This window comes from Baekduia sp. (assembly GCF_035996765.1).
GTDB lineage: Bacteria > Actinomycetota > Thermoleophilia > Solirubrobacterales > Solirubrobacteraceae > Baekduia.
In genome coordinates, this window is record NZ_DASYJG010000034.1 from 1 (window position 1) to 15,474 (window position 15,474).

The window sequence follows — 15,474 nt, forward strand, 5'->3', positions numbered from 1 at the left end:
TGCCGGGCACGCGCTCGTCGGGGTGTGCGAGCACCTGCGCGTCCGGCCAGCGCTCGAGCACGTCGCCCAGCTCGGCCACGTGGTCGTGGTGGTGATGGGTGAGCAGGACGTGGGTCAGCGTGAGCCCGTCGGCGTCGATGCGCTCCAGCAGCGGCGCCACCGGACCACCGGCGTCGACGAGAAACGCGTCACCGCCGGGCGCGGCGGCGACGAGGTAGGTGTTGGAGAGCCAGGGGTCCGACATCGAGCGCTCGAGGATCATGCGCCGGAGGGTACGCTCCAGGACCCATGGAGCTCATCCATACCTGTTACCGGATCGGCGACATCGACCGGTCCGTCGCGTTCTACGAGGCGCTCGGCTTCGAGGAGCGCCGCCGCATGGACCTGCCCGACGGGGCCATCAACGTCTTCATGGGAATCCCCGGCGACGGCGATCGGCTGGAGCTGACCTGGAACCCCGGCGTCGAGTCCTACGACCTCGGCACCGGCTACAACCACATCGCGCTGACGGTGCCGTCGCTCTCGGACACGCTTGCCGAGCTGTCGAAGTCCGACATCGGCCCGGAGAAGCCGCCGTACCACGTGGGCGAGCACGGCCCGCTGATCTGCTTCGTGCGCGACCCGGATGGCTATCGCGTCGAGATAATTGAGCAAAAGACGCTCTAACGGTCCGTCGACGCCGGGCGAGAAGAGGTGGAGACGCACGGGCGCCGAAGCTACGATGGAGATTCCGGCGGTTGCCGGAAGCGAGTGGCCCGGCCGCGAGCCTCTTCACGACCGGGACCACGTTGGAGACGTCTACTGCGGGCGGCGGGCCAAGGCTTCAGTCACGGACCCGCCGCCGGTGGTACCTCCTCACGTCGCGCTCACCTCCTCGTGCGTCTCCGAGGGAAGCTCGTAGAGGACGCCAAACACGGCCGCGGCAGCTCCAACCCACGCGTCACGCTTCGCCTGAGGCCAGACGCTCCCCGTGGGCGGTAGCGTCTGAAACAGGCCCGCGATCATCGGATGTGGAGCCTCTCCGGTTTCGTGCTTGAGCTGCGCAATGAACGCGTTCTTGTCGGGTGCGGTAGCCGGGTCCCGGATCGGCACTTGCTCGGTGCTGCCGCCTCCTTCTCCGCCCTCGCTCGCCTTCACAACAGCCGGGTTTGGCTTTGGCTTCGCCATGCGTGGCTGACGCTTTCGCGGCGCGCCGGCGATTCGCGTGGCGTTTAGCAGGGCGCTGCCCTCGGGCAGGAGCCCGGCGTACTCGCTCAGCCCGATGAACAGCGTGACCATACGCTTGCGCTGCCCAGCGGGGTTGAAGCGCCGGAACGCGTCCTCAACCTGCTTGTACTCCGCCGTGGCCGGGTCGCCGATGACCTGAAAGACCTCGGCATAGAGAGTCCGGAGCCACGTCTCGATGAGCTTCGGATACTCGTCGGAGGTCGCGTGCCCCACGTCGGTCAGCGTCTTGGTCGGGTTCCCTGCCTCGTCGATGAGGTCGAGCAGCTTCAAGCTCGCGATCGTCCGCAGCGCGAGGCTTTCCTGCACGCCCATCATCGTTAGCGTCGCGGTGTCGATTGGCGGCTTCGGGAGCGTCCCCTTCCGCATGCGATCGAGCACGCCGACGACAGCCGAAGGCGTGGTGTAAGGGGCGGGTCCATCGCGGTGAAGGGTCATCAACGGTCCTGAACGTGAGCGAGTAGCAGAACGAACGATTCTAGCGTAGCAGTAACCGACGATAGACTCTTGTCGTTCCGGTTACGTCCGGACTCCACGTGTGCTCCTGCGCCGCGGAAGGCGGGAACCGTTGGCTGCCTGGGAAGCGGAGTCCGACAAAGCGCTCGAAGCGCGGTGGGCCGGCGAAGCGCGATAGCCGGTGTGGGCAGTAAGACGGGTTTTGTCTGCGTCGGTCGAGCTCATTGAGAGCAAGACGCTCTAGTAATCAACCGGCCACGCTTGGCGTCGGCGATCAGTGGGCACGGCACAGGCCGTGTGGCTCTTTCCGCGCGTGTTATGGGCCGTCCTGGCGGTCGGTGAGGTGCTAGTCAACGTATGGCTGGCGCTGCTGTTCCCCGGCTTCGCCTACCAGGGCATGCATGGGCTGGGCGTGCACGGACGGGGCCTGGACTGGGCGGTTCGGGCCGTGGTCCTCGTCGTGGCCCTCGTGACAGCAGTGCACATGGTGCGGCTCGTGCTCGACCGCGACGAGCGAAGCTGGGCGTGGCGGCAGGCACCATGGCCACATCCCGGCCGCCGTCCGGACGCCATCTAGGCTTTGAGTCCGTGTTGACCTCGTCTCATGCCCTAGCCCTGCGCACCGTCGCCCTCGGGAAGGTGCCGGAGGATGCGCAGGCGCTGCGCAACCTCGCGATCGCCGGACTGATCGCACCCGTCGATGGAGTGTGGGCGCTGACCCAGACCGGGCATGCGGTGCTGGAGATCGAGGGTGGTGCGCAGACGGCAGCTGGCGAGGCGAGTGATCTCAAGGCCAAGGTCCGCGACTGGTTCATGAGCTAGGGGTCGGTCGTGCTCTCACGTCAGCGCGAGCACGGCGGCGAGACCATGGTCTTCTCCTGCCGGTGACATCGGGAGCAGCAGGGTGCGGATCCCGGCATCGGCAGCGCCGCCGTCGGCCGCGGCATGGTCGCCGATCATCAGCGCGTCGGCAGGCGCAACGTCGACCGCTTCGCAAGCCGCCGTGAAGATCGCCGGCTCGGGCTTGACGGCGCCGACCTCGTAGGAGAGCACGACGACGTCGAGGTGCTCGAGCAGGCCGAGCCCGTCGAGCACCGGCCGCAGGTCGAAGCCGACGTTGCTGACCGCGGCGGTCGCGACGCCACGGGCGCGCAGCGCGGCCAGGGTCGAGATGGCGTCCGGGTAGACGGTCCAGCCCGTCGGGGACGAGGATGCGTTCGTAGAGCGCGGTCGCCAACCGTGGGTCCGGCAGCGCAACGGTCGACAGCAGGCCGACGTAGCAGGCGCGATGGGCGTCCGGGTCGCGGTCGCGCGCGGCATAGGCCGCGGTGACGTCCTCCGGAACATGCGTCGGATACGGCCCACCCGGACGACCCGCGACCTCCAACTCCTCAGCAAGCGCCCGCGCGGCGCCGTCGCCACCGAGGTCTACGCCGACACTCGCCGCCGCGCCGCCCAGCCACGCATCGCGCGCCTTTGGCATCGCCAGCGTTCCCGCCACGTCGAACAACACCGCCTTCACCATCGGTGTCACAGCCTGGCGCATCTGGCCCATCGGGCGAGCTGCGCGCTCGGAGATTCGGACCAACGGCCGAGGTCGTGGGGCGCGCTCCGCGGCACCATCGGACGATGCTGGCCTTCCGCCCCCGAACGCGTATCCCGCCCGCGTTGGTCGAGCATGGCTGGGCCACGCCGAAGCATGCGTGGGCGGTCTCGCTCACCGAGCAGGTGATGGTGCTTGATCCGCTGCGGTGGGGCCTGGTTGACGACGTCACGTCGCTCGCCCAGGAGTTGCCGCCGAGCCTGCGGTGTGCCGTGGGCGCGTCCGCAGATGGCGCCGCCTTGGAGGTCCGCACCGGCGGGCATACGACCGTGTCGGGCGCCGTCGGTGAGCTGCGCTCGCTGCGCGGCCGCCTCACTGCGGCGGTCGGTCGCGCGGGGCTGCGACTCGCCGTCGCCGGCTCGCATCCAGGCCACGCGCCGACCTTCGCGCTGCACGTTGGCGTGACGATCCCGAGCGCCGGTCAGGCCGCGCTCGCCCACGACCGTGTGCGCGGCCACCTGCCGCTGCTGCTTGCGCTATCGGCCAACTCGCCGTTCCTTGAGGGTCGTGAGACCGGGCTCGCGTCGGCCCGCGGCGGTGCGCTCGAAGACCCGACGGCCGACATCGCTCTCCGCGCCGGCCAGGGCCTCCTCGAGCTCCATGTCATGGATGCGCAAACGCGACTGTGCGACGCCGCCGCGCTCGCCGCGCTGGTCCAGAGCCTCGTCCGCCTGGAGGCAACACGGCCGATCCGCCGCACCGACCGCCGCGCCCGGCTGGAGGCCGTCGTCAGCGGCCGGTCACGCGCCGCAACCCAGGGCATGCGCGCGCAGTTGCACGATCCACAGCACGCCACCGACCGGCCCGCACGCGAGCTGGCGACCGAGCTCGTCGACGCCTGCATCGAACACGCCGCCGCGCTCGGCTGCCTGCCGGAGCTGGAGCGCGTCCGACTTCTGGCCGCCCGCCCCGGCGACGTCCAACAGCGTGCCCGCGCTCGTCTGCGCCCCGGCGAGCCGGCCGGCGGCCGCCGACTCCGCGCCCTGACCGGCGAGCTGAGCGCGGCCTACATGGACGTCTAATAGCCCGGCGGATGAACGCTCGTCGTTTTGTAACGCCCTGTACCGCACAAGACGTCGAGCGTTGACGAGGAGCCGTCGACTAAATCGCAGGCGGCGCAGGCGCCGCCGCCGGCAGCTCCGCGGCCAGCACCGCCCGGTGCGTCGGCTGCGCCGCTTCCCAGCGGGCGCGGCCTTCGTCGGTGATGTGCGCGTAGATGCCGCGGCGATCGATCGAGCACATGGCGCGACAGACGAAGCCTTCGGTCTCCAGCCGGCCGATGAGGCGCGAGAGCGCGCTCTGGCTCAGGCAGACCGCGTCGGCGAGGTCCTGCATGCGCCGGCCTTCGGCGTCCTCGGTCGTCGCCAACCGCTCGAGCACCTCGAACTCGCTGAGGCCGATGCCGTGCTCGCGCTCCAGCGCCTTGTCCAGCGCACCCGAGACCTTGGCGTGGCATTGGGCGACCCCGCGCCATGTCTCGACGAGACCAGCGGGATCAGGGACAGCAGACACGGCGAGCATTATACCTGACCCGAACAATATTTGCGTTCACATCTCATGCACACACATTCGTTGCACATGCATGTATTGTATCTCGCATGGCACGACCCCTCTCCCCCTCCGCTTCCCCACAACATCACGTCACCGGCGAGCAATGGAGCCGGCGCACCTGGGCCGCACTCTTCCTGCTGTGCGGCGTCCTCTTCCTCGACGGGCTCGACGTCTCGATGGTCGGCGTGGCGCTGCCGTCCATCCGCGAGGACCTCGGCCTCACCACCGCGCAGCTGCAGTGGATCGTCAGCGGCTACGTCCTCGGCTACGGCGGCCTGCTGCTGCTCGGCGGCCGTGCCGCCGACCTCGTCGGCCGGCGCAAGATCCTGCTGATCGGGCTTTCGGTCTTCACCGTCGCGTCGTTGCTCGGCGGCCTCGTCTCTGACCCCAACCTCCTCATCGCCACGCGCTTCCTCAAGGGCGCCAGCGCCGCGTTCACCGCGCCCGCCGGGTTGTCCTACATCACGACCACGTTCGCTGAGGGCCCGGTCCGCAACCGCGCGCTCAGCGTCTACACCGCGTTCGGGGCCAGCGGCTTCTCCTCCGGGTTGATCCTCGGCGGCCTGCTGACCGAGGCCGGCTGGCGCTTCACGTTCCTGCTGCCGGTCCCGTTCGCCCTGCTGATCCTGGCCCTGGCGCCGCGGCTGCTGGCCAAGGACGCACCGTCAGAGCGTCAGCGCGGCGCCTTCGACCTCCCCGGCGCGGTGACGATCACCGCGGGCATGCTGCTGTTCGTCCGCACGATCGTCCGGGCTCCGGAGGTCGGCTGGGCCTCGGCCACGACCATCGTGTCCTTCAGCCTCACCGCGATCCTGCTCGCCTCGTTCGTGACGATCGAGCAACGCACGCGCCAGCCACTGGTCCGGCTGGGCATCCTCAAGGCAGGTCACATCAAGCGCGCGAACCTCGGCGCGGTGGCGATCGCCGGCAGCTACTTCGGCTTCCAGTTCATCGCCACGCTGTACCTCCAGTCGGTCCTCGGCTGGTCGGCGCTGGAGACCGCGCTGGCGTTCCTGCCGGCCGGCCTGCTCGTCGCGTTCGGCTCGACCCGCGTGGGTCCGCTGGTCAACCGCGTCGGGACGGGCCCGCTGCTGATCGCGTCGTTCACGGCCTTCGCCAGCGGCTACGCGCTCTTCCTGCGAGCCGGCGAGAACCCGACCTACATCACGATGATCCTCCCGACGATGCTGCTCATCGGCGTCGGCTTCGCGCTCGGCTTCCCCTCGGTGAACATGCAGGGGACGACGGGCGTGGAAGACCACGAGCAGGGTCTGGCGTCGGGGCTGATCAACACCTCGTTCCAGGTCGGCGGCGCGACCGCGCTGGCAATCGTGAGCGCGGTGATCGGCAACACCACCGCCAGTGCCGGCGACGCCCAGGCGTTCCTGCACGACGCACACACGGCAGTGGGAGTGGTGACCGGCATCGCAGCCCTCGGACTGGTCAGCGCCCTGAGCGGCCTGACCCTGCGCCGGCGCCCCGCGCTGGCGGCCGAGACGCTCGGCGCCTGATGTCCCTCTGACCCCTCCCTCCCCCACCGAACAACGGCCCGGTCGCGCTTTCTCCTCCTGTGCGCGGCCGGGGTGGGCGGGGACGGTCTCTCCCCCGGACCGGTCTCTAGTCTCCGAGACGCATGGCCACCGAACGCCGCATCGCCGTCTGCGACCTCGGGTCCAACTCGTTTCGCCTCGTCGTCTTCACCGCAACCAAGGACTGGTGGCGACGCACCGATGAGATCCACGAGCCCGTGCGCATCGGCGCCGGGCTGGCCGAGACGGGGCGCCTGAGCGGGCAGGGCATCGCGCGCGCCCTAGCGACCACCGAGGTCTTCGCCCACTTCTGCGCGGCGACCGGCATCACCGAGATCGATGCCGTCGCGACCTCCGCGATCCGCGACGCGACCAACGCGGAGGACTTCCTCGACTGCGCCGCGCTGCCGGTGCGGGTGCTGAGCAAGGAGGAGGAGGCCCGCATGGGCTACCTCGCCGCGGTCAACTCCACCACCTTGGCCGACGGCGCCGTGCTCGACCTCGGCGGCGGCTCGATGCAACTTGTCCGTGTTGCCTCCCGCCACGCCGCCGAGCTGGAGTCCTGGCCGCTCGGTGCGGTGCGGATGACCGAGCGCTTCGGCCTCGGCGAGGGCGAGGCGGGCAAGAAGCAGCTCAAGGCGCTGCGCGAGCACGTCGCCGCCGAGCTCGAGAGCGCGCCGTGGCTGCCGCGCTGCGGCGAGCGGATCGTCGGCATCGGCGGCACGGTCCGCAACCTCGCCACCGCGGTCCAGCGGGCAGCGGGCGTGCCGGAGCTCGGCGTGCAGGGCTTCGTCGTCGAGCGCGAGGCGCTCAGCGAACTGGTCGCACGTTTGGCCGCGCTGACGCCCGCCGACCGCGCCAAGGTCCCGGGGATCAAGTACGCGCGCGCCGACCTGATCCTGGCCGGCGCGGTGGTCGTCGAGTCGGTGCTGGAGCTCGGCGGCTTCCCCGCGCTGGAGGTCACCGAGGCCGGCCTGCGCGAGGGCGTCTTCTTCGCGCGCCACCTCAACGGCGACCCGCCGCTCTTCGACGACGTCCGGCGCAGCTCGGTGGTCAACCTCGCCGGCCAGTACCACGTCGACCACGCCCACACCGAGCACGTCTCCAAGCTCGCGCTCGGGCTCTTCGACGACCTCGCGGCCGCGGGACTCCATCCCGGCGACGCGCGCGAGCGCGAGCTGCTGTGGGCGGCGTGCGTCCTGCACGACATCGGGATGAGCGTCGACTACGACGACCATCACAAGCACTCGCGCTACTTGGTGTTGAACTCCGGGCTGCCCGGCTTTGACCAGCGCGAGGTCGCGATCATCGCCCAGGCCGTGCGCTTCCACCGCAAGGGGATGCCAACCAGCGGCGGCTTCGAGGGGCTGCTGCACGACGGAGATGTTGAGGTCCTTGATCGCTGCGCGTTGTTATTGCGGTTGGCCGAGGACCTCGAACGCAGCCGCGACCAGCTCGTGCACGCGGTCAAGGTCCGCTGTGAGAACGGCGACGTGCGGCTCAAGCTGCAGGCCGACGGCGACGTGCGCGTGGCGCGGTGGGCGGCGAGCCGCGAGACCGAGCTCTTCCGGCGAGCGTTTGCGCGCGAGCTGACGGTCGTCGCGGCGTAGCGTCGCGCTATGCGGCCGAGGAGGCCGGCTGCGCGTCGCGCTCGTCGGTCGCTGCCGCCGCCGGCAGGACCGCGGCAGGCAGCAGCACGTCGACCGGCGGCACCGGCCGGCCGTAGAGGTAGCCCTGCACGACGGGGCAGCCCATCTCGCGCAGGAGCTCGTCCTGATCGGTGGTCTCGACACCCTCGGCGATGACCGTCAGGCCCATCCGGCGCGCGAGCGTCAGCACGGCCTCGACCACGGCACGATCCTCGGTGCTGGCCACGAGGTCGGCGACGAACGAGCGGTCGATCTTGACGACGTCGACCGGCAGCGCCTTGAGGTGCGTGAGCGATGAGTAGCCGAGGCCGAAGTCGTCGAGCGCGACGCGCACGCCGAGGGTGCGCAGCGCGTCGAGCGCCTGGCGCGCGACGTCGGGGCGGCGCAGCACGGCGGTCTCGGTGACCTCCAGGCAGATCGCGCTGGCGGGGACGCCGCTCTCGCGCAGCGCGCGCTCCACGACGGCGACGAAGTCGATCTGCGCGAGCTGGCGCGCGGAGACGTTGACCGAGACCCAGAGGTCGCGGCCCTGCGCGCGCCAGGCGGCGAGCTGGCGGCAGGACTCCTCGAGAACCCAAGCGCCGATCGGCACGATCAGCCCGTCGTCTTCGGCGATGCGCAAGAACGCTCCGGGGAGCAGCTCGCCGCGGTCGGGGTGGTCCCAGCGCAGCAGCGCCTCGCAGGCGATCGGCATGCCGTCGACCATCGCGACCAGCGGCTGGAAGACGACACGCAGCTCACGGCGCTGCAGCGCGCCGCGCAGTTGGGCGGCGAGCTCGAGCCGGCGGCGGACCTCCTCGGCCAGCGCGGCGTCGAAGACCTCGGCATGGCCGCGGCGGCCCTGGCCCTTGGCGCGGCGCAGCGCGACATCGGCGTCGCGGATCAGGTCCTCGGCGTCGACTCCCGGCGCGCGGGCGACGGCAACGCCGACGCTGCCGGTCACCGTGACCAGGCCGTTGCGGGTCGGGATCGGCCGGGAGAACGCGCCGTGGACGCGCTCGATCACGGCCTCGATGCCGTGGGCGCCACCGTCGGCCAGGCCCTCGGCCACGACCAGGAAGCGGTCGCCGCCGAAGCGCCCGACGGTGTCGGCCGCCCGCAGCCGCTCGGTCAGGCGGTCGGCGATCGCGCGCAGGACGAGGTCGCCGCCGACGTGGCCGTGGGTGTCGTTGATGGTGGTGAGGTCGTCGATGTCGACCAGCAGCGCCACGGCGGCACCGGCGCTGCGGCCCAGGCGGGCGATCGCGGCGCTGAGGCGGTCGGTGGCCAGCGCGCGGTTGGCGACGCCGGTCAGCGCGTCGTGCAGGCTGTGGCGCTCGAGCTCCTTGCGCGTGGTGATGTCCTTGGCGACCGTGCTCCACTCGCTGCCGTCCCAGCGGGCGCTCCACAGCAGCCAGCGCCAAACGCCGTCGCGGGTGCGCAGCCGGTTCTCATAGTGCGTGGTGCAGGGCGTGGCGTCCGTGGCGCGCGCGATCTCCTGGCAGGTGCGCTCCAGATCCTCCGGGTGCACGAAGTTCAGGTACGGCTCGGCCATCAGCTCGTCGCGCGACCAGCCGAGGACGGCCTCCCATTCTGGGTTCAGGCAGGTGAAGTAGCCGCGGCGATCGGCGATGGCGAGCAGGTCGGGAGAGCGGTCGAAGAACCGCTCCACGTCCCCCTTGGACGAACCCATGGGCCAAATGGTCGGCCCGAAACACAGAGAACTTGAGCGTTCATACGTCGTTTCAGCGCATGAACGCGCGCTCACCTCAGGAGGTGAAGCGCTCGTCCCCGCCGCCGGGCGAGATCGTGATCTGCCGCTCGGCGGCGACCGCCTCGACCATGTCGGCCTCCTCGGCTTCGCGCTCGAGGTTCTCCTCGTGATCGCCGTCGCAGAGCACGCGGAAGTTGCCGGTCACGCCGCTGTCGGCGTGGATCGTGATGCCCGGCAGGATCTCTTCGCCCTCGTCGAAGCCGAGGCGATCGAGGTCGAAGTGCGCCAGCCCGATGCCGTACGCGTTGTGCGTGGGGTTCTCGCGATCGTGGGCGTTGATCGCGATTTGGAAGGCCTGGAGGTTCTTGGCGATCTTCGACGTGTCGGACATGCGGTGGTCAGAGGCTACCCGGCGGCCGCGCGCCGCTGCACGCGAGCGACGAGCTCGGCGGTGTGCGGGGCCAGCAGGTCGTGGCAGCGCGCAGCGCGCAGGACGGCGCCGCCGACGGCGTCGAGCTCGTGGTCGGGGGCGCCTTGCGTGATGTCGGCCCTTAGCGAGGACGAGGCGGCGTCGGGGAGGCCGCGCAGCTCGGCGACAACGATGTCGGCGTCGATCGTCGCGCCTTCCGCGTTGGCCACAGCCACGACCTCGCGGGCGACGGCTTCAGCGGTGTCGCGGACGTCGCCCAGCGGCGCGTCGGCGGCGGTCGTCGACAGGGCGAGCGCCGCGAGGCGGGAGAGCTTGGCCCAGAGGACGTCGACCTCGGATGCGCCGGTGGTGATGTCGACGTCGGCTTGTGTCAGTGCCTGTTCGAGCGCGGGCGCGCCGGGCTGAGCAAGGGTGATGGTGAGAAACGGAGCGCGGTGTACCACTTGGGTTCGGCCGTCTCGGTGAGCCTGGACTCGGACCGTGCCGGCGACGACGTTGTCAAAGCGCGTGCGGAGGGCCGCGAGGTGGTCGACGCCGTTGAGCAGCGGGACGACGGTGGCGGGTTCTGCAGTGACGCGCTTGAGCGCGTCGGCGAGCTGGGGCGCCTTGACCGCGACGAGGAGGATGTCGACGGGCTCGTCGAGCGTCGTGCGGGCGTCGACCTTTGTGGCGTGGTCGCCGAACCGCGGGCTGGTGACGGTGATGCCGCTTGCGTTGATGGCCTCCGCGCTCGCGTCGCGGGTGACGAGCGTCGTCGCGACGCCGGCGCGCGTCAGCTCGGCGCCGAGCAACGCTCCGACGGCGCCGGAGCCGAGGATCGCGATGGTGGGCTGGGGGCCGGGCATGCGGGGCGGGATAGTGGCAGGCGGTTGGTTTGTGGGGTGCGCGGGGACTGGCTGGCGCTCAGCGCGAGCGCTCGTCCTGCCGTGGTGCGGGCGCGGGTTGGCGCTCAGCGCGGACGCCGGCGATGGCGCGCAACGTGGTCTGTCGTCACCGAGGGAGAGCGAGCGGGATCGGCACCTCGCCGCGTAGCCGGTCGTCCGCTGACGCCCGGGAGAGGGTGGGCCCGTTGACGCGACGCGTTCGCGCTCGACAGTCGCTCCCGGGCGCGGGGCCATCGGGCCTGCGTGGGCCTGTTTGGCGCGAGGCGCTCGCGCCAAACAGGCCCACCCCTCGCGCTAGGGCCTCCCAGCGAACGGTGAGCAACGTGGAGCGCACGTTACCCGCGATATGCGCGGGCAATGTGCGATCGAGTGATGCGCGGCACGCGGATGGCGTCTAGCCCGCGTATATCGCGGGTTCGACGCCATCGAAGGTCGTGCAAGCCACATCGCGACCCGAAGGCAGGCGCTCACAGGTCGTTCGTATGCAAATGCTCTCTGCGAGCACCTTCATACGAACGACATCCAGTTCGGCCTCGAATCGCCCACCCAAGCGCCGGCGGACGACCGCTGGCACGTCGACGCACCGACCCGCTCGCTCTCCTCGGTGCCGACAGACCACCTCGCGCACCGCCAGCCCACGCCCGCGCTGAGCGCCAGCCGCGGCCGGGCGTCCCCAAAACCCCTACGTCTGCTCCTCGTCCGTCAACCAGCGCCGCGCCAGCTTCGGCGCTTCCCACGCCTCCATCGCATCCAGCAACCCGACCGGATCCGAGGACGACAACAACAGCCGGCGGTGGTCCGAGCCCACGAACTGCTCGGTCGTCATGTGATCGAGCAGCGACACCAAAGGCGCCCAAAAGCCGTCGACATCAAACAGCCCGATCGGCTTGCGGTGCAGCCCGAGCTGCGACCACGACAACATCTCGATGACTTCCTCAAGCGTCCCGATGCCGCCGGGCAGCACGAGGAACGCGTCGGCCAGTTCGGCCATCAGCATCTTGCGCTCGTGCATCGTCTCGACGACGCGGAGATCGGTGACGCCGTTGTGGCCGATCTCACGATCGTCGAGGAAGCGTGGGATCACGCCGGTGACCTCGCCGCCGCCCTCCAGCGCCGCATCGGCCAGCACGCCCATGAGCCCGAGCGAGCCGCCGCCGTAGACGACGTTGGAGCCGCGGCGCGCGAGCTCGGTGACGATCGTGCGCGACGCCTCGGCGTACTCCGCGTTGGCCCCCGGCGCCGAACCGGCGTAGACGCAGACGCGCCCGAACCGCGTCACGCGTCGACCAGCACGCCGGGGTTCAACACGCCTGCGGGGTCGACGGCGGCCTTGGCCGCGCGTAGGGCGGCGGCGAAGAGATCGGGGCGCTGGGCGTCGTACCACTCGCGGTGGTCGCGGCCGACCGCGTGGTGGTGGGTGATCGTCCCGCCCGCGGCGAGGATGGCGTCGGAGGCTGCGCGCTTCATCTCCTCCCACTGTGCCAGTTCGTCGCCGCGGCGTGCCGGCGCGAGCACGGTGAAGTAGGGCGCAGGTCCGTCGGGATAGACGTGTGTGAGTCGGCAGGTCACGCGGCACGGCTCGCCGAGCGCTTCGCGCACCGCACCGGTCACCGCTGCGTGGAAGGCCGGCCAGCGCTCCCAGGTGATCGCGGTCTCGAAGGTGTCGCTGAGGACGCCGAGCTGCAGCAGCGCGTCGCGGAGGTAGGGCATGGCGATGAAGGCCTCGCGCCAGGCGCCGACGGCGCCGGGGCCATCGCCGCTCGGCTCGTCCCACTCGCCGCCGTGTGCCTTGGCGATCTGCAGCCCGCGCGCGAGAAGACCATCAACATCGCTGTCGGTCGACTCGAAGCCGAGCACGAGCAGCGCAAACGATCCATCGCCCGCGCCGGTCTGCTGCGCCTCGAGCACATCCACCAGCCGGCAGTTCGCCGGGTTCAGCCCCGACTGTGCCAGCTCCCGCACCGCCTCGCCGGCGATCATGAAGTCCTTGAACCGCACCGCGCGCGAGGCGCGGAACGTCGGCTTCGGCTGCACCCGCACCCGCACCCACGCCTCGGTGATCACACCGAGGATGCCCTCGGAGCCCAGCAGCATCCGGTCGGGCGACGGCCCGGCGCCGGAGCCCGGCAGCCGCCGCGACTCCCACGCGCCCGACGGCGTGATCGCGCGGACTGACTCCACCAGGTCGTCGATGTGCGTCCAGACCGTCGCGAAGTGGCCGCCGGCGCGCGTCGCGATCCAGCCGCCGACGGTCGAGAGCTCGAACGACTGCGGGAAGAAGCGCATCGTCAGCCCGTGCTGCGCCAACTGGGCCTCCAGCGCCGGCCCGGCAACGCCGCCCTGCACGCGCGCCGCGCGCGAGACCGCATCGACTTCTACAACTTGGTCCAAGTGCGACAGGTCGAGCGAGACGACGCCGAGCCGGTCGCTCGGCACGCGCGGCTCGACGCCGCCGACCACGCTCGTCCCGCCGCCGAACGGAATGACCGCGACGTCCTCGCCGGCCGCCCACTCCAGTACCGCCTCGATGTCATCCTCACTGCGCGCGAAGGCGACCGCGTCCGGCGGATGGTCGATCCGCCCGCGGAACGCCCGCACGGTGTCGGGGAACGAGCGCCCGTAGGCGTGCTCGATGCGATCGCGCGGATCGACCGACCACGGCGCGCCAGGAGGCGCCGCGATGCGCGGCGCGGGCAGCACGATCGACCCCAACTCGACCGGCTCCTCGATCGTCTCCGGCAGCGGGAAGCCGAGCACGTCGCGTACCAGCGGCGCGAGCGCGGCCGCATCGAGCTTGCGGTCCTCGAAGCCCCAGCCCCACCACGAGCGACGCGAACTCATCGAACCCCCGCCTGAACCAGCGAACGTCGAGCTCTCTGCCGACTCATCGCGCACCCGCCTTCTTGGTCGCTCTCCGCCGTCGCCCCATCGTCGCCCCCGCCGGCTCGCGCAGCCGCACGGCCTTGCTCCTCGGGCGCCAACCCGCCGCCGCCTCGCTCCCGAGCAGGACCGTCGCCTGCGCGCTCAGCACACCTCCGTTGCCATGTGCCATCACAACATCCTTGCCTTCCTCGCGCACCTCGCGCACCGCTTCGACCAGGAGCGGCAGCCCGTTCATGCCGGGATGCCCGTAGCTGAGCCCGCCACCGCTGGTGTTGACCCGCAGCTTCCCGCCGGGCGCGATCGCGCCGTCGGCGACGAACGCCCCGCCCTCGCCCTTCGCGCAGAATCCCAAGTCCTCCAAGAACAGGATTGGCGTGATCGTGAACGCGTCATAGAGCTGCGCGGACTCGACGTCGGCCGGCCGCAGCCCGGCCTCCGCGAAGGCCCGCGCGCCGGAGTCGACCGCGGCGGTCACCGTGAGATCGGGCATCGACGAGATGTGGCCATGGCTCATCGCCTCAGCCGCGCCGAGCACGAAGACGAGCGGCCGACGCAGCGTGCGCGCCCGGGCGACCGACGTCACGACGATCGCCGCGCCGCCATCGGTGACCAGGCAGCAGTCGCGCACGCCGAACGGATCGCAGACGCGCGGCGCGGCCGCAACGTCCTCCAGCGTCAGCTCATCGCGCGACCACGCGCCGTCGCGCTGCTGCGCCCACCGCCGCGCGCTCACCGCGACCCACGCCAGCTGCTCGGCCGTCGTGCCGAACTCGTGCATGTGCCGCGAGGCCGCCAGCGCGTAGGCGGCGACCGGCAGCGGCGGCCGGTACGGCGCCTCCCACGGATCGACCTCCTGGACCGAGGCGCTTCCCCGCCCGACCGACCGCTGCGTCGACCCGTAGGCGATCAGCGCCACCTCGCAGAGCCCGGCGGCGATCGCGGCGCGCGCGTGGTTGACGTGGGCCATCGGCGACGCGCCGCCGATCATGGTGGAGTCGGTGTAGCGCGGCTGGATGCCGAGAGCCTCGGCCAGCGTCACGCTCGCCCACGGCAGCTGCGTCGCCGCCGCGAAGACGCCATCGACGTCCTCGACCGTCAGCCCCGCGTCGGCCAGCGCGGAGCGCGCCGCCTCGGCCATCACGTCGGCCGCCGACAAGCCGGGCAGCGCCTTGCCCATCTGCGCCTCGGCGGCGCCGGCGATCGCCACGCCGGTCACGCGGGATCCACTTCGAAGACCGGGACGGGCGCGTCGCCGTCTTCCTCGCCATCACGCCACGCCAGCCGCACGCGCGCACCGACGACCACGTCCTCCGGCGCGACGCCCACGACCGTGCTCATCATCCGAAACCCCTCATCCAGATCGACCAGCGCGATGTTGTAGGCCTCGGCATCGCGCAACCGCGCCACCGTCGTCGCGTAGACCGTTCCGACCCCCGCGCTGACCCGCCACACGCTCGGCCCCACACGCGGCCGGAAGACCGGCAGGCCGTCCTCACCGACCTGATAGGCGAGCTCCCGCCGGTGGCAGTGCTCCATATACACGTCCGCGGGCGAGCGCTCCAAGACGCCGCC

General features: G+C 71.1%; 17 protein-coding genes. 6 read left to right on the top strand and 11 right to left on the bottom strand.

Translation table 11 applies throughout. From position 1 onward, the window contains the following. A partial coding sequence (locus tag VGO10_RS07275; protein WP_327466700.1) for an MBL fold metallo-hydrolase occupies positions 1-262 on the bottom strand: 262 nt, incomplete at its 3' end. 26 nt (positions 263-288) lie between these two features. Here VGO10_RS07275 and VGO10_RS07280 point away from each other — a divergent pair. Further along, a complete protein-coding gene (locus VGO10_RS07280) occupies positions 289-666 on the top strand; it encodes a VOC family protein (protein ID WP_327466702.1) in 378 nt (125 codons plus the stop codon). A gap of 189 nt (positions 667-855) precedes the next feature. Here the strand turns inward: VGO10_RS07280 and VGO10_RS07285 are convergent, their stop codons facing one another. Further along, on the bottom strand, positions 856-1,662 hold the full coding sequence (locus tag VGO10_RS07285; protein ID WP_327466704.1) for a DUF5343 domain-containing protein: 807 nt from the start codon (positions 1,660-1,662) through the stop codon (positions 856-858). Between the two features lie 331 nt (positions 1,663-1,993). Here VGO10_RS07285 and VGO10_RS07290 point away from each other — a divergent pair, with 331 nt between their 5' ends. Both VGO10_RS07290 and VGO10_RS07295 read left to right on the top strand, forming a co-directional pair. Next, on the top strand, positions 1,994-2,257 hold the full coding sequence (locus tag VGO10_RS07290; RefSeq protein ID WP_327466706.1) for a hypothetical protein: 264 nt from the start codon (positions 1,994-1,996) through the stop codon (positions 2,255-2,257). A gap of 11 nt (positions 2,258-2,268) precedes the next feature. Beyond that, positions 2,269-2,502: a hypothetical protein gene (locus VGO10_RS07295; protein ID WP_327466709.1), complete on the top strand. Its 234-nt coding sequence runs from the start codon at positions 2,269-2,271 to the stop codon at positions 2,500-2,502. A gap of 15 nt (positions 2,503-2,517) precedes the next feature. Here the strand turns inward: VGO10_RS07295 and VGO10_RS07300 are convergent, their stop codons facing one another. Beyond that, positions 2,518-2,937, bottom strand: coding sequence for an HAD-IA family hydrolase (locus VGO10_RS07300; protein ID WP_327466711.1), 420 nt, complete (start codon positions 2,935-2,937; stop codon positions 2,518-2,520). 372 nt (positions 2,938-3,309) lie between these two features. Between VGO10_RS07300 and VGO10_RS21795 the strand changes: the two genes are divergently transcribed. Continuing rightward, positions 3,310-4,305 (top strand): carboxylate-amine ligase, encoded by a 996-nt coding sequence (locus VGO10_RS21795; RefSeq protein WP_327466713.1) that lies wholly within the window; start codon positions 3,310-3,312, stop codon positions 4,303-4,305. Between the two features lie 79 nt (positions 4,306-4,384). Here VGO10_RS21795 and VGO10_RS07310 read toward each other — a convergent pair whose 3' ends face one another. Next, complete coding sequence (locus VGO10_RS07310; protein ID WP_327466715.1) at positions 4,385-4,795, bottom strand: MarR family winged helix-turn-helix transcriptional regulator; 411 nt, start codon at positions 4,793-4,795, stop codon at positions 4,385-4,387. An 86-nt stretch (positions 4,796-4,881) separates the two neighbouring features. Here VGO10_RS07310 and VGO10_RS07315 point away from each other — a divergent pair, with 86 nt between their 5' ends. After that, positions 4,882-6,345, top strand: a complete 1,464-nt coding sequence (locus VGO10_RS07315) for an MFS transporter (protein ID WP_327466717.1) — start codon at positions 4,882-4,884, stop codon at positions 6,343-6,345. Positions 6,346-6,467: 122 nt separating this feature from the next. Next, positions 6,468-7,973, top strand: a complete 1,506-nt coding sequence (locus VGO10_RS07320) for a Ppx/GppA phosphatase family protein (RefSeq protein ID WP_327466719.1) — start codon at positions 6,468-6,470, stop codon at positions 7,971-7,973. Between the two features lie 7 nt (positions 7,974-7,980). On the opposite strand, the gene VGO10_RS07325 is transcribed toward VGO10_RS07320, so the two are convergent. From VGO10_RS07325 to VGO10_RS07355, 7 genes are all read right to left on the bottom strand, one after another. After that, positions 7,981-9,684, bottom strand: a complete 1,704-nt coding sequence (locus VGO10_RS07325; RefSeq protein WP_327466721.1) for a putative bifunctional diguanylate cyclase/phosphodiesterase — start codon at positions 9,682-9,684, stop codon at positions 7,981-7,983. Positions 9,685-9,760: 76 nt separating this feature from the next. Further along, the gene (locus tag VGO10_RS07330; RefSeq protein WP_327466723.1) at positions 9,761-10,096 is read right to left on the bottom strand and encodes a hypothetical protein; all 336 of its coding nucleotides are present in this window, start codon (positions 10,094-10,096) and stop codon (positions 9,761-9,763) included. Positions 10,097-10,110: 14 nt separating this feature from the next. Then, positions 10,111-10,980, bottom strand: a complete 870-nt coding sequence (locus VGO10_RS07335) for a 2-dehydropantoate 2-reductase (protein WP_327466725.1) — start codon at positions 10,978-10,980, stop codon at positions 10,111-10,113. A 721-nt stretch (positions 10,981-11,701) separates the two neighbouring features. Further along, positions 11,702-12,298, bottom strand: a complete 597-nt coding sequence (locus tag VGO10_RS07340) for a TIGR00730 family Rossman fold protein (protein WP_327466727.1) — start codon at positions 12,296-12,298, stop codon at positions 11,702-11,704. Further along, positions 12,295-13,860: an FAD-binding oxidoreductase gene (locus VGO10_RS07345; RefSeq protein WP_327466729.1), complete on the bottom strand. Its 1,566-nt coding sequence runs from the start codon at positions 13,858-13,860 to the stop codon at positions 12,295-12,297. Before VGO10_RS07345 ends, VGO10_RS07340 begins: the two co-directional genes overlap by 4 nt. A gap of 43 nt (positions 13,861-13,903) precedes the next feature. Next, on the bottom strand, positions 13,904-15,118 hold the full coding sequence (locus VGO10_RS07350; RefSeq protein ID WP_327466731.1) for an acetyl-CoA acetyltransferase: 1,215 nt from the start codon (positions 15,116-15,118) through the stop codon (positions 13,904-13,906). Continuing rightward, complete coding sequence (locus VGO10_RS07355; RefSeq protein WP_327466733.1) at positions 15,115-15,465, bottom strand: OB-fold domain-containing protein; 351 nt, start codon at positions 15,463-15,465, stop codon at positions 15,115-15,117. The genes VGO10_RS07350 and VGO10_RS07355 overlap by 4 nt, the downstream gene beginning before the upstream one ends. Positions 15,466-15,474 lie beyond the last annotated feature (9 nt).